The 13,817-nt window shown below is 68.1% G+C and carries 12 protein-coding genes; 8 read left to right on the top strand and 4 right to left on the bottom strand.

Annotated elements, in window-relative coordinates:
* Window positions 1–10: 10 nt before the first annotated feature.
* The 3 genes from ACTHQV_RS14910 to ACTHQV_RS14920 are packed head-to-tail and all read left to right on the top strand — an operon-like array spanning window position 11 to window position 5,955.
* Window positions 11–1,225 carry an efflux RND transporter periplasmic adaptor subunit gene (locus ACTHQV_RS14910; RefSeq protein ID WP_440491383.1) on the top strand — a complete coding sequence of 405 codons (1,215 nt, stop codon included), beginning with the start codon at window positions 11–13 and terminating at the stop codon, window positions 1,223–1,225.
* Window positions 1,226–1,228: 3 nt separating this feature from the next.
* Window positions 1,229–4,420, top strand: a complete 3,192-nt coding sequence (locus ACTHQV_RS14915; RefSeq protein WP_440491357.1) for an efflux RND transporter permease subunit — start codon at window positions 1,229–1,231, stop codon at window positions 4,418–4,420.
* Window positions 4,417–5,955: an efflux transporter outer membrane subunit gene (locus ACTHQV_RS14920; protein WP_440491358.1), complete on the top strand. Its 1,539-nt coding sequence runs from the start codon at window positions 4,417–4,419 to the stop codon at window positions 5,953–5,955. Before ACTHQV_RS14915 ends, ACTHQV_RS14920 begins: the two co-directional genes overlap by 4 nt.
* A gap of 116 nt (window positions 5,956–6,071) precedes the next feature.
* On the opposite strand, the gene ACTHQV_RS14925 is transcribed toward ACTHQV_RS14920, so the two are convergent.
* Both ACTHQV_RS14925 and ACTHQV_RS14930 read right to left on the bottom strand, forming a co-directional pair.
* On the bottom strand, window positions 6,072–6,515 hold the full coding sequence (locus ACTHQV_RS14925; protein ID WP_440491360.1) for a hypothetical protein: 444 nt from the start codon (window positions 6,513–6,515) through the stop codon (window positions 6,072–6,074).
* Between the two features lie 49 nt (window positions 6,516–6,564).
* Window positions 6,565–7,275 (bottom strand): hypothetical protein, encoded by a 711-nt coding sequence (locus ACTHQV_RS14930; RefSeq protein WP_440491362.1) that lies wholly within the window; start codon window positions 7,273–7,275, stop codon window positions 6,565–6,567.
* Between the two features lie 123 nt (window positions 7,276–7,398).
* Between ACTHQV_RS14930 and ACTHQV_RS14935 the strand changes: the two genes are divergently transcribed.
* Complete coding sequence (locus ACTHQV_RS14935) at window positions 7,399–7,620, top strand: hypothetical protein (RefSeq protein WP_056459621.1); 222 nt, start codon at window positions 7,399–7,401, stop codon at window positions 7,618–7,620.
* A gap of 4 nt (window positions 7,621–7,624) precedes the next feature.
* Window positions 7,625–8,524, top strand: coding sequence for an EamA family transporter RarD (rarD, locus tag ACTHQV_RS14940; protein WP_440491363.1), 900 nt, complete (start codon window positions 7,625–7,627; stop codon window positions 8,522–8,524).
* A 271-nt stretch (window positions 8,525–8,795) separates the two neighbouring features.
* On the opposite strand, the gene ACTHQV_RS14945 is transcribed toward rarD, so the two are convergent.
* Complete coding sequence (locus tag ACTHQV_RS14945) at window positions 8,796–9,359, bottom strand: glycine zipper 2TM domain-containing protein (protein ID WP_440491365.1); 564 nt, start codon at window positions 9,357–9,359, stop codon at window positions 8,796–8,798.
* 92 nt (window positions 9,360–9,451) lie between these two features.
* Window positions 9,452–10,276 carry a class I mannose-6-phosphate isomerase gene (locus ACTHQV_RS14950; protein WP_440491367.1) on the bottom strand — a complete coding sequence of 275 codons (825 nt, stop codon included), beginning with the start codon at window positions 10,274–10,276 and terminating at the stop codon, window positions 9,452–9,454.
* A gap of 128 nt (window positions 10,277–10,404) precedes the next feature.
* Here ACTHQV_RS14950 and ACTHQV_RS14955 point away from each other — a divergent pair, with 128 nt between their 5' ends.
* The 3 genes from ACTHQV_RS14955 (at window position 10,405) to ACTHQV_RS14965 (ending at window position 13,686) form a co-directional block, all read left to right on the top strand.
* Window positions 10,405–11,412, top strand: coding sequence for an outer membrane protein assembly factor BamD (locus ACTHQV_RS14955; protein ID WP_440491369.1), 1,008 nt, complete (start codon window positions 10,405–10,407; stop codon window positions 11,410–11,412).
* A 283-nt stretch (window positions 11,413–11,695) separates the two neighbouring features.
* Complete coding sequence (gene recN / locus ACTHQV_RS14960; protein WP_440491371.1) at window positions 11,696–13,360, top strand: DNA repair protein RecN; 1,665 nt, start codon at window positions 11,696–11,698, stop codon at window positions 13,358–13,360.
* Window positions 13,357–13,686: a hypothetical protein gene (locus tag ACTHQV_RS14965; protein WP_440491373.1), complete on the top strand. Its 330-nt coding sequence runs from the start codon at window positions 13,357–13,359 to the stop codon at window positions 13,684–13,686. Before recN ends, ACTHQV_RS14965 begins: the two co-directional genes overlap by 4 nt.
* Window positions 13,687–13,817 lie beyond the last annotated feature (131 nt).

Raw genomic sequence — 13,817 nt, forward strand, 5'->3', positions numbered from 1 at the left:
TGCCGCCTTGATCCGATCCGCGTCGTCGCGCGTTCGCCCGTGCCTGTTGCTGCTGTCGTTCGCCCTGCTCCTGTCGGGTTGCGGCAGCGGCGGTGACCAGAAGGACAAAGGCAAGAACGGCCGCGGCAATCAGGGGCCGGCTGCGGTCGGCTTCGTCGTGGTCCAGCCGACCAGCGTCGCCCAGACCGCCGACCTCGCCGCGCGGGTCGTCGCCTTCCAGCAATCCGAAGTCCGTCCGCAGGTCGCGGGGCTGATCCGCCGCCGCTTCTTTACCGAAGGCGCGCTGGTCCGCGCCGGACAGACGCTCTACCAGATCGACCCGCGCCTCTATCGCGCACAGGCCAACGAAGCGGTCGCGAACCTGAACAGCGCACAGGCCAATGCCGAGGCGACGCGGGTCCGCGCCGAACGCTTCCGCCCGCTGGCCGAGATCGAGGCGGTGAGCCGCCAGGACTATACCGACGCCGCCGCACAGGCGCGTCAGGCCGCCGCCGCCGTCGAACAGAGCCGAGCGCAGCTCGAAACCGCCCGCGTCAACCTGTCCTTCACCAACGTTCCCGCGCCGATCACCGGGCGGATCGGGCGCAGCTATTTCACCGAAGGCGCGCTGGTCACCACCAACCAGACCGATCCGCTGGCGGTGATCCAGCGGCTCGACCCGATCTTCGTCGATATCCAGCAATCGGCCGCCGACCTGCTGGCGCTGCGGCGGCAACTGGCGAGCGGCGGGGCGGTGCCGGCATCGGCAGCGGTGCGCCTGACCCTCGAAGACGGCAGCGATTTCGGACAGACCGGCACCGTCCAGTTTGCCGAGGTGATGGTCAATGCCCAGACCGGAACGGTGACGCTGCGCGCCCGCTTCCCCAACCCGCAGGGGGTGCTGCTGCCCGGCATGTTCGTCCGCGCCAAGTTCGCGCAGGCGATCGACCAGCGCGCCATCCTCGTGCCCCAACAAGCGGTGAAGCGCGATCCGCGGGGCCAGGCGACGGTCTTCGTCGTCGGCCCGAACGACACCGCCGTGCAGAAGACGGTGCAAGCCGATCGCACACAGGGCCAGTTCTGGGTCGTGACCGCGGGCCTCAATCCCGGCGACAAGGTGATTACGCAAGGCACCGCCAACCTGCGCCCGAACGCGAAGATCAAGCCGGTCCCGGCGAACGCGCCGCAACGAATCCAACCGAAACCCGCCGGCGACCCTGCGTCCGCGCCCGCCAAGGCCGGATAAGCCATGTCCCGCATTTTCATCGATCGCCCGATCTTCGCTTGGGTGATCGCGATCATCACCATGCTGGCCGGGCTGGGCGCGATCCTGTCGCTGCCCATCGCGCAATATCCCGACGTCGCCCCGCCGCAGGTCAACATCCGCGCCACCTATCCCGGCGCCAATGCCGAGACGATCCAGAATTCGGTGACGCAGATCATCGAACAGCAGCTGACCGGCATCGACGGCCTGCTCTATTTCAGTTCGCAAAGTTCGTCGCGCGGGCAGGTGACGATCAGCGCCACGTTCGACAAGGGCGTCGACCCCGACATCGCGCAGGTGCAGGTCCAGAATCAGGTGCAGCAGGCGCTGTCTCGCCTGCCGCAACAGGTCCAGCAACAGGGCATCCGCGTCACCAAGTCCAATCCCGACTTCCTGATGATCGTCGGCATCTTCGACGAAACCGACCAGCGCACCAATGGCGATGTGTCGGACTTTATGGAGGCGAACCTGGTCGAGCCGCTGGCGCGGATCAACGGCGTCGGCGAAACCAACGTGTTCGGGTCGCAATATGCAATGCGCATCTGGCTCGATCCGGCGAAGCTCGCGTCCTTTTCGCTGATGCCAGGCGACGTCATCACCGCGATCCAGAACCAGAATACCGAAGTCGCCGCGGGCGAACTGGGCGGCCAGCCGTCCGGCCCCGAACAGCAGCTGAACGCGACGGTCACCGCCCAGTCGCGGCTCCAGACGCCGGCGCAGTTCAAGGCGATCATCCTGAAGACGCTGCCCGACGGATCGACCGTCCGCCTGTCGGACGTGGGGCGGATCGAACTAGGGCAGGAAAATTACGCGGCGCTGAGCCGGGTCAACGCCCATCCCGGCGCCGGCCTCGCCATCAGCCTCGCACCCGGCGCCGACGCGCTGGAGACCGCCGAACTGGTCAAGGCCGAGGTCGAGCGGCAATCGGCCAACTTCCCCGCCGGCCTGACCTATGCCTATGCCAACGACACCACCGCCTTCATCAAGCTGTCGATCGAGGAAGTGGTCAAGACGCTGGTCGAGGCGGTCATCCTGGTCGTCATCGTCATGTTCGTGTTCCTGCAAAGCTGGCGCGCGACGCTGATCCCGACGATCGCGGTGCCGGTCGTGCTGCTCGGCACGTTCGGCGTCTTCTATCTCGCCGGCTTCTCGATCAACACGCTGACACTGTTCGGCCTCGTCCTCGCCATCGGCCTGCTGGTCGACGACGCGATCGTCGTGGTCGAGAATGTCGAGCGGTTGATGGAGGAGAATCCCGACCTCACCCCGCGCGAAGCCACCATCAAGTCGATGGAGGAGATTCAGGTCGCGCTGATCGCGATCGGTATCGTCCTGTCGGCGGTGTTCCTGCCCATGGCGTTTTTCGGCGGGTCGACCGGCGTCATCTATCGCCAGTTTTCGGTGACGATCGTCGCGGCGATGATCCTGTCGGTGCTGGTCGCGCTGATCCTGTCGCCCGCGCTCACCGCGACGCTGCTCAAGCAGAAGAAGCGCGGCGAGGACGGCAGCCTCGAAGGCGGCTGGCTGGAGCGCAAATTCCCGCGCGTCGCGCATGTCGGCGAACGGCTGCGCAACGGCTTCAACACCCGGTTCGATCGCGGGGTCGAGAAATACGAACGCGGCGTCGTCCATGTCATCGACCGGAAATGGCTGTACCTGCTGCTCTATGCGGCGGTGCTCGCCATCCTTGTCCTGCTGTTCGTCCGCCTGCCGACCAGCTTCCTGCCAACCGAGGATCAGGGCGCGGCGCAGATCCGCTTCCAGCTGCCCGCCGGTTCGACGCGCGGCCGTACCGAGGAGGTGCAGCGCTCGGTCGAACAATATCTACTGACCCATGAGAAGAACAATATCCGCACGATCCTGACCGTCGCCGGCGGGGGTGGCGGCACCTCGGGTCAGAATACCGGACAGGGCTTCATCAACTTCACCGACTGGGCCGATCGCAAGGGCAAGGAAAATGGCGCCGACGCGATCGTCGACCGCGCCTCGTCCGCCTTCCGCAACTTCCGCGATGCACAGGTCTTTGCGCTGCTGCCCGCCGCCATCCGCGGGCTGGGGCAGTCGAACGGCTTCACCATGGAGCTGCAGAATGCCAGCGGCATGAGCACCGCGCAATTCGCCGAGGCGCGCGACAAGCTGCTTGCCGCCGCCAACGCCGATCCGATGCTGACCGGCGTACGCCTGTCCGAACTGCCCGACATCGCGACGCTGAACGTCGATATCGACCAGCAGCGCCTGTCGACGCTGGGGCTGACGCAAGGCGACGTCAACAACACGCTGTCGACCGCATGGGGCGGGCGCTACGTCAACGACTTCATCGACCGTGGCCGGGTGAAGCGCGTGTTCGTACAGGGCGACGCCCCCTATCGCAGCGAACCCGGCGACCTGTCGCAATGGTTCGTGCGCGGCAGCAACGGTCAGATGGTGCCCTTCTCCTCCTTCTCGCGCACCGGCTGGACGGTCGCGCCGACCACCCTCTCGCGCTTCCAGGGTCTGCCCTCGTTCGAATTTCAGGGGCAGGCGGCGTCGGGCGTCAGCTCGGGCGAGGCGATGGACCGCATCGCCGAACTCGCCTCGCAAATCCCGGGGACCAGCGTCGCCTGGGCCGGGCTGTCGTTCCAGGAACGGCTGTCGTCGGGACAGGCGCCGCTCCTGTACGGCCTGTCGATCCTCGTCGTGTTCCTGTGCCTCGCCGCGCTCTATGAAAGCTGGTCGATCCCGATCGCGGTGCTGCTGGTCATCCCGCTCGGGCTGATCGGCGCGATCGCGTTCGTGACGCTGCGGGGTCTTGAGAACGACGTCTATCTCCAGATCGGGTTGCTGACGACGATGGGGCTTGCCGCCAAGAACGCGATCCTGATGATCGAATTCGCCGAACAGGCCGAAAAGAAGGGCGCGCGCGTCATCGATGCCGCGCTGGAGGCGGCGCGCATCCGCCTGCGCCCGATCCTGATGACCTCGCTCGCCTTCATCTTCGGCGTGTTGCCGCTCGCCATCTCAACCGGCGCGGGCGCGAACAGCCGCATCGCCATCGGCACGGCCGTGATCGGCGGCATGTTCACCGCGACGGTGCTGGCGATCTTCTACATCCCGCTCTTCTTCGTGCTGGTCCGGCGCGGCGTGCGCGACGGCCTCGCCAAGCTGCGTGGCAAGAAGCAGGCGGAGGCGTCGGCATGAAGCGGCTGACCCTCGCGTTGCCGGCGCTGCTGCTGGCGGGCTGTTCGATGACCCCGGCCTATGAACGGCCACAGGCGGTAGTGCCGCCCTCGTGGCCGGTCGGCGACGCCTATCTGCGGCAGAGCGAGGCGGCGCTGCCGGCGCTCACCTTCGAACAGGTGTTCACCGATCCGCGGCTGCGCACGCTGGTCGGGCAGGCGCTGGTCAACAACCGCGATCTGCGCATCGCTGCCGCCAATATCCGCGCTGCCCGCGCGCAATATCGCATCCAGCGCGCCGACCTGTTCCCGCAGGTCGATGCGTCAGGCCGCTACAGCTATCGCGGCACCGGCAACGGTGCCACGACCGTCGCCATCCCCGGTACGGGGACGGGCGGCACCGGGACCAGCCAGCCAGGCACGGGCACCGGCACGGGGGGAACCGGCGGCACCGGCGGCACGATCGTCACCAGCGGCCGCTCGCCAAGCAGCTTCTCGCTCGACCTCGGCGCGACCGCGTTCGAACTCGACCTGTTCGGCCGCATCCGGTCGCTGACCGAGGCCGAACAGAATCGCTATTTCGCCACCGAGGCCGGCGCGCGCGCGACCCGCCTGACGCTGGTCGGCGACATTGCAGAGGCATGGGCGGCCTATGGCGCCGATCGCAGCCTGATGACCATCGCCGAGGCGACGGCGGCGAGTGCGCGGCGCAGCGTCAGCCTGACCCGCGCCCGGTTGCAGGGCGGCGTCGCGCCGCGCACCGATCTACGCCAGGCCGAACAGATCCTTGCCACCGCCGAAAGCGACCTTGCCGAACAGCGTACGCAATTGGCGCAGGATATTAACGCGCTGCAATTGCTGGTGGGCGCGCCGATCGATCCGGCGCTGCTGCCCGCATCGATCGACATCGTGCTGCCGACCATCGCCGACCTGCCGGCCGGAGTCGATTCGGGCATCCTGCTGCGCCGGCCCGACGTGGTGCAGGCCGAATATGAACTGCTCGCCGCCAATGCCGATATCGGTGCGGCGCGCGCGGCGCTGTTCCCGCGCCTGTCGCTGACCGGGTTGGTCGGTTTCGCCAGCGACGCGCTGCGCACGCTCTTCACCGGCGGCGCGTTCAACTATTCGGTCGCCCCTTCGCTCAGCTACCCGATCTTCCGCGCCGGGGCGGGACGCGCCGAGGTGGAGTTCAGCCAGGCGCAGCGCGACGCATTGCTCGCCACCTATGAACGCACCATCCAGTCGGCGTTCCGCGAGGTGTCGGACGCGCTCGCCCGGCAGGGCACGATCACCGAACAGACCCGCGCCGACCGCGCCAATCTGCTCGCCGCGCAGGACACGTTCCGCCTGACCGAGGCGCGCTATCGCGGCGGGATCGACACCTTCCTGTCCAGCCTCGACGCGCAGCGCTCCTATTACACCGCACAGCGCCGGCTGGTCGCGACGCAACTGATCGCGGCGACCAACCGGGTGACGTTGTACCGGACGCTGGGCGGCGATTCGCTGCTGGAGGCGGGGCCGAACGGGCCGGTGCCGGTGGCTACGCCCGCTCCCTGAACGCCTCCGCAATCGTCATCCCAGTGCAGGCTGGGATCTTCCCGTTATCGATCGCGCGCCTCGCCGCACGAGACCCCAGCCTGCGCTGGGGTGACGCGGATGGAGCGTGGCGGCCCTCACGCCGCCAGCCAAACCCCCGCCGGGTCGTCATCATTCGCCGCCTTGCGTAGGACCCGTACCCGCCGCGTCCGCCGGCTGCGCCCGCGCGACAGCCACCGCGCGACCCACAGCCGCACTGCGCTACCGCGCACCGCGCCTGCCACCGCGAATGCGGCCAGCATCGCGTCGAGATACGCGGCGACATCGATCACCGCCAGCATGCCGGCCAGCTCGGGCGCGCCCATCGCCGACACGATAAGCATGTCGCCGCCCATCCACAGCACCGTGCCGGTCACCGCCGATACCATCACGAACAACAACCAATGCCCCGGCGTCAGCGCGGCCAGCCGCCGTGCCGCCGGCACGACCAGCAGCGCCGCCAGCCCACGTGCCAGGGGCAGTTCGGGCCACCACCGCAATATGGCGATACAGGCAATCAGGACGGCACCGACGATCAGCATATATTCCCCCTCCGTAACGACATGGGGATCCGATCGACGTCCGTAAAGGTCAGCCGCCGTCGACGACCAGGTCGACCGACGTGCCGCGTCCCTCGGGCGACAGGAACACCGCATAGGCCGCATCGCCGCGCGTCCCGCCCAGCACATGCTGTTCGCCATCGGCCTGATGCTCGGCCGAATAGCCGCCCTTCGTCGCGCGGGTGTAGAACCAGTCGACCATCTGCCCGACCGGCTGCGCGATCACGAAGCTGACCACGCGCAACCGGCAGCCATCGGCATCGGTCCCGGCCGCTTCGGTCACCCGCGCATCGGGATGCAGCGCGAACGCGGCGGGCAGGCGATTGGCCCAGCCCGCCGAATAGCCGACCTTGTTCGCGCATTGCCGGTTGCCGCCGCGCTGCACGCTGGCGAGCTCGGCCAGCGTCAGTGCCTCGCGCCCGCCCTTGCACGACGGACAGGCGCCGGGTGCGGGTGCGGATTGCAGCGCTTCGTCCGTCGCCGCGCTGCCGGCGGCGATGGTCGGGGCGGGGGCGGCGGCGCTGTACGGCCGGTCGGGCGGGCGCACCGCGTCGCCATTGGCCTGGGACGTCAGCGTCGGATCGACCATGATCTGGTCCTGCAACGCCGCGGTCACCGCCGGATCGGTCGCGTTCGTCTGGGTCAGTTGCGCGTCGAGCGTGTCGAGGCCGTTGTCGGGCGCGTTCGCTCCACCGCAACCACCCAGCAGCAACAGGATCGCGAAGGGCAGGGAACGAATCATCGACGGGCGGCTCCGGTGGACGGTCGGCGGCGACCTTATCGATCACCGATTAAGATTCCCTCGTAGTGCAAAAAACCATTGCTGCCATTGCTCGATGGCGGCCGGGGGGCCATGTCCTGTCCCATGCTGAACATATTCTCGATCCTGATCGGCCTCGTCGCGCTGGTGCTGGCCATCCCCGCGCTGATCCCCGTCATCTCGCTGATGAACTGGATCGTGTTTCCGATCGCGCTGGTCGGCTTCGTCGTTGGGCTGTTGTCGTCGAAGACGTCGGGCCGCAACTTGAACATCATCATCCTGATCGTCAGCGGCCTCCGCCTGTTCCTGACCGGCGGCCTGATCTGACGTCGTGAGCGAAGGGGTGGACCGGCAGGGGCTGGCGTTCGGCGTCGGCGCCTATGTCCTGTGGGGCCTGCTGCCCCTGTATTTCCGGGTGCTTGGGCCGATCGACGCGGGTGAGATCGTCGCGCAGCGCGTGCTGTGGTCGGCGCTGCTGGTCGCGGGGATCGTCATCGCGGTCCGGCGCGGTGCGCTGCTGCGCGCGGCGTTCACCGATCCGAAGGCGCTGGCCAATCTGGTCGCCAGCGCTGGCTTCATCGCGATCAACTGGCTGGTCTATGTCTGGGCGGTGCTGCACGGACAGGTGCTGGCCGCCAGCCTCGCTTATTTCCTCAACCCGCTGCTCAACGTCCTGCTCGGCGTCGTCCTGCTCGGCGAACGCATGAACCGGACGCAGGGACTCGCGGTCGCGCTGGCCGGGGCGGGGGTGGCGCTGTTCGCGTTCGGATCGTCGTGGATCGCGCTTGGCATCAGCCTCAGCCTCGCGATCAGCTTCGCGCTCTACGGCCTGATCCGCAAGACGGTGTCGGTCGGCGCACTCGAAGGGTTGATGGTCGAGACCACGCTGCTCGCGCCCGTAGCGCTCGGCTATCTGCTGTGGCTCGGCAGCCGCCAGCCGCTGGCGTTCGATATGGGGGCGGGCATGGCCGCCAAGCTGATCTTCGCCGGGGCGGTTACCACCGCGCCGCTGCTGCTGTTCGCCGCCGCCGCGCGACGACTGCGCCTCGCGACGATGGGCATGCTGCAGTTCATCGCGCCGTCGCTGCAGTTCCTGCTAGCGATCGCGGTGTTCGGCGAAACGCTGACGCCGACCCGATTGGCCTGTTTCGGCCTGATCTGGGCCGGCCTCGCCGTCTATGTCATCGGCGGAATGCCGGGGCGGCGCAACACCGCCCCGGCCATCCGCTAGAGCGGGTTGCGACCATATCGAGGCATCGTGACGGAGCCGATTTTGGTTCAGGGCTAGAAGCGAGGAGCGGAGCGATGCGGCTGCATCGTGACCGACGAGCGCCGCCGCCTTGGGCCAAAATCGGCCCGCCGCAAGGCGGTTGCCCTGGCGCGCCCGCCGGCGGCGTCGCGAGGCTTGCAGGTAGCATCGCTACCTGCTGCGCCACGCTCGTTGCCGGACGAACCCGCCAGGGCAATCACGACGCCTCGATATGGTCACAACCCGCTCTAGCTCAGCGGCAGACCACCTGCCCGCGATCAACCGACCGGCCGAGCAGCGCACCCGCACCGCCACCGATCAGCGTGCCGAGCAGGCGCGAATCGCCGCCCGCGATCACGTTGCCGAGCACGCCGCCGCCCAGACCGCCGATGATGAGGCCGGTCGTGCCGTCGCTGCGCCGGCAATAATAGCGATTGTCCTGCCCGCGATAGATGCGGTCGTTGCGGGTCAGCGCGCGGGTGCGGTAATATTGGCCGTCACGATAATAGCGGTCGGCGTAATAGCGGTTCCGGCCCGGTTCGAACCGGTTGTAGTCATAGTTGCGATAACCGCGCCAATCGCGCTGGTTCTGGCGCAGGTCGCGGCGCGCCTCGCGCACGTCGCGGCGATATTCGTTCTCGGCCCGGCGCAGGTCGCGGCGGTCATCGGCCCGGCGGACGTCGCGGCGGTAATCGCGGCGCGCATCGCGCAGGTCTTCGCGATATTCCTGGCGCGGCGTTTGCGCCATCGCCGGTGCGGCGGCCAGGGTCGGCAGAGCAATCGCCGCAACCAGCGTGGCAAGGATGGGGGTACGCATCACACTTCTCCACTCCGTTAGGATGGCGAGTAGAACGGCGTGCCCCTCTCCAAGTTGCGTGAACGGAAAACTACGTTCCGTTCACTTTTGGGTCAGCAATATTTTTCGCCCGGATAGGCGAACAACAGGTCGGCATCTTCGTTCGACCGGACGGTAACTTCCCCTTCGAAGGTCAGGCAGTCGCCCGCCGCCCATGCGACGCCGTCGGCGCTGCCCGAGCCGGTAACGGGCACGAACCAGCCCTTCACGCCCGCGGGCACCGTCACCATCCGCTCGCCGCCGGTCCAGCGTTCCAGCACGAATTTCGGCCCGTCGACCAGGATAGAGCGATCCTCGGCGATCTTGCCCGGTGCTTCGGGTGCCACGAATGGCCGCGCGTCCGACACCGCGACCCCGTCCTCCAAATGCAGTTCGCGCGGACGGCCATAATCGTACAGCCGGTACGTCGTTTCCGAATTCTGCTGGATCTCGATCAGCGTGATCCCGGCGCCGATCGCATGGACCGTGCCCGACTTAGCATAGAAGAAATCACCCGGCTTGACTGGCTTCCAGTCGAGCTTTTCCTCGATCGACCCGTCCAGTGCCGCGTCGCGCAGCTGTTCGGCGGTCATCGGTTCGAGCGTGCCGAGCGCGATCGTCGAATCGGGTTCGGCGGCCAGCAGCGTCCAGCATTCGTCCTTGCCGCGCGGCAGCCCGCGCGCCTGTGCCTGACGGTCGTCGGGATGAACCTGCACCGACAGTTTTTCCGACGTGAACAGGTACTTGACCAGCAAGTCGGGGGTATCGTCGCCCGGCGTCTTGTACCAGATTTCGCCGACCGGATCGCGGTCCGCGGGCTGGTCTTCGAAACCGAAGCCGAGGCTGTGACGGCCCCACGGCTTTTCGACGCGGTGCATTTCGAGCTTGGTGACGGGCATGAACGCACTCCGATTGGGCGTTGGACAGGTCGCGGTTCCCATGCGCGAAACCAGTGCTTGGCGCTACCCCTTACCCCCAAGCGAAAGGGACTGTTCGCGATACGCCTTGCGCAGTAGAAGCGTCGCCCATGCGTACCGTATCGACCCGCGCATCCGCGCTCATCCTCGTCGCTCTCGCCGGCGTCGGCCTTTCCGCCTGTGCCCGTGGCGGCGCGGGGGCCGGCCGCGACCTGCCCTATGTCGCCCGCGACGTGGGCACGCTCTACACCGCTGCCAAGAGCAGGCTCGACCGCCAGCAATACAAGGTCGCCGCCGCCCTGTTCGACGAGGTGGAGCGCCAGCACCCCTATTCGGTCTGGGCGCGCCGCGCGCAGCTGATGGGTGCGTTCAGCTATTATCTCGACGGCGACTATACCAAGGCGATCGCCGGTGCGCAGCGCTTCCTCTCGGTCCATCCCGGCAACCGCGACGCGCCCTACGCCTATTATCTGATCGCGCTTTCCTATTACGAGCAGATCAGCGACGTGACCCGCGACCAGAAGATCACGATGCAAGCGATGGATGCGCTGGGCGAACTCTCGCGCCGCTATCCCAACACCGCCTATGCCGCCGATGCCCGGCTGAAGCTCGACCTCGTCCGCGATCACCTTGCGGGCAAGGAGATGGAGATCGGCCGCTTCTATCAGCAGCGCGGCCAGTGGCTGGGCGCCTCGATGCGCTTCCGCTCGGTGATCGATCAGTATCAGACGACCACCCACGCGCCCGAGGCGCTGATGCGCCTGACCGAAACCTATCTGGCGCTGGGCGTGCCCGAGGAAGCGAAGAAGTCGGCCGCGGTGCTCGGCGCCAATTATCCCGGCACCGACTGGTATCAGCGCGCCTACGATCTCATCAAGGACAAGAGCCCGCCGCCGCCCAAGCCGATCCCGGTCACCTATGCCAAGCCCGCCCCGCCGCCGGTCGGCACGGTAACCGTCGAACCGGCCGAGGACACGCCAGAAGCATCGCTCAACCCCGCCGGTGCGCCGCCGCCCCCGGCCACCACCCCGCCGCCGGTCACCGGATCGCCGACCGGCCCGACCGACGGCACGACCACCAGTGGTTCGGGCGGATCGGTCGGCAATCCCGGCAACTGACGCGGGCGTCCCGCTTCGCTAGCTGCCCTGGAACGCTTGCAGGAAGCTGCTTTCGTGCCCCCGCGCAGGCAAGACCTCTGCGAAAGTCCACTGCACCGTATCCCCGCGAAGGCGGGGATCCAGAGCCACGCGCCTCAGCCTTTGTTTTGCTTGGCCTTGGGCCCCCGCCTTCGCGGGGGTACATCGTAGTTGAAACGAAACCCCTCGCTCGGCGCTCCAAAACCCGCGCCGCGCCACACGAAGGGGTTTGTTCTCCGGCTGTTCCGCGGGTAAGGAGGGCGCGATGCTGACGGCGCTTTCCATTCGTGACGTGGTGCTGATCGAGGCGCTGGACCTCGATTTCGCCGCCGGTCTCGGCGTGCTGACCGGGGAGACCGGCGCGGGCAAATCGATCCTGCTCGACGCGCTCGGCCTCGCCCTCGGCGCACGCGGCGACACCGCGCTTGTCCGCCACGGCGCGAAACAGGCGGCGGTCACCGCGATCTTCACGCCGCCCGCGCCCGACGGTCCGGTCGCGCGCCTGTTCGACGATAACGGTCTCGACCTCGAACCCGGCGAGCCGCTGATCATCCGCCGCATCGTCAAGGCCGATGGCGGCAGCCGCGGCTTCGTCAACGACCAGCCGGCGTCCGCAGGATTGCTCCGCGACCTCGCCCCCCATCTGGTCGAGATCCATGGCCAGCATGACGATCGCGGCCTGCTCAACCCGCGCGGCCACCGGGCGCTGCTCGACGGCTTCGGCCGGATCGACACCGCCCCGCTCACCCGCACCTATCGCGACTGGCGCGATGCCGAGGCGGCGCTGGGCGTGGCGCTGGCCGAGATCGAGGTGGCACAGCGCGACCGCGACTGGCTCGAACATGCCGTCGGCGAACTGACCGCGCTGGCCCCCGAACCGGGCGAGGAGGAGGCGCTCGCCGAGCGACGCCGTTCGATGCAGCGCGCCGAAAAGGTCGCGGGCGACCTGACCCAGGTCGAGGAACGGCTCGACGGCCCCAATGGCGCGCTGTCGTCGCTCAGGCAGGCCGCCCGCGCGCTCGAACGCATTGCCGAGGCGCATCCCGCGCTCACCGAATCGCTCGCCGCGGTCGACCGCGCGCTGGTCGAGGCCGAGGCCGCCGAAACCGCACTGCGCGATGCCGCCGATGCGCTCGCCTTCGATGCCGGCGCGCTGGAGGATGACGAGGCGCGGCTGTTCGCGCTCAGGGCGATGGCGCGCAAGCACCGGGTCCAGCCCGACGACCTCGCCACGCTCGCCGGCGACCTCGCCGGACGCCTCGCACTGCTCGAATCGGGCGAGGCCGGCATCGGCAAGCTGGAAGCGACGGTCGCGACCACCCGCGCCGCCTTTGCCAAGGAAGCCGACCGCGTCCACGCCGCGCGCACCGAAGCCGCGACCCGCCTCGACGCCGCCGTCGCGGGCGAACTCGCGCCGCTGAAACTCGACGCAGCGCGCTTCCGCACCGTCGTTGCCGATCTCGACGAAGGGCAATGGTCGTCCTCGGGCCGCGACCGGGTGGAATTCGAAATCTCGACCAATCCCGGCGCCCCCTTCGCCCCGCTCGCCAAGATCGCGTCCGGCGGCGAATTGTCGCGGTTCATCCTCGCGCTCAAGGTTGCGCTGGCCGAAGAGGGCGGGGCGGCGACGATGATCTTCGATGAAATCGATCGCGGCGTCGGCGGTGCGGTCGCCTCAGCGATCGGCGACCGGCTCCATCGCCTGTCGCGCGCAACCCAGTTGCTGGTCGTCACCCACAGCCCCCAGGTCGCGGCGCGTGGCGACCGCCATCTGCTGATCGCCAAGGCGCATGACGGCATCGTCACCCGCACCGGCGTGCGGCCCTTGTCGAGCGACGAACGCCGCGAGGAAATCGCGCGGATGCTCTCGGGCGCCGAAATCACCGACGAAGCGCGGGCGCAGGCGCGGCGGCTGATCGAACCGGCATGACCGCCCCGCCGCGCACGCCAGACGGCCGCTATATCGTGGTCGACGGCGTATTGTGGCGCGCGACGCGGCCGGACCTTTCGGAGGCGGAGCGCGAACGGCTCGTCCACGACCTCATGGACGCCCGCCGCGCGGTCGGTGCGGGGAAGCGCGCGGGCGACGACGCGGCGGTGGCAGCGGCGCGCAAGGCGGTCGATGCGGCCAAGGTGGCCTTGGGCGAACGCGGCCCCGTCTGGTGGAACGACGGCGCGCCCGACTATAACCGGCGCAAGGTCGGGAACACGCCCTATGCCGGTTGGTGGGCTACCCCCTCCGGTCGTTCCGAGTAGCTCGCCCCCTGCTCGGCACAAAGGGTCAACTTAGATCGTGACGACAACAGCTAGGTGTTTGATCCCACGGTTTGATGGTGCGATCCTTTCGTTCGAATGGAAGGAGGCCGTATGGGACAGGTACGTCACGG

The organism is Sphingomonas sp. SAFR-052 (genome assembly GCF_051965015.1).
In the GTDB taxonomy this organism is placed as follows: domain Bacteria; phylum Pseudomonadota; class Alphaproteobacteria; order Sphingomonadales; family Sphingomonadaceae; genus Sphingomonas.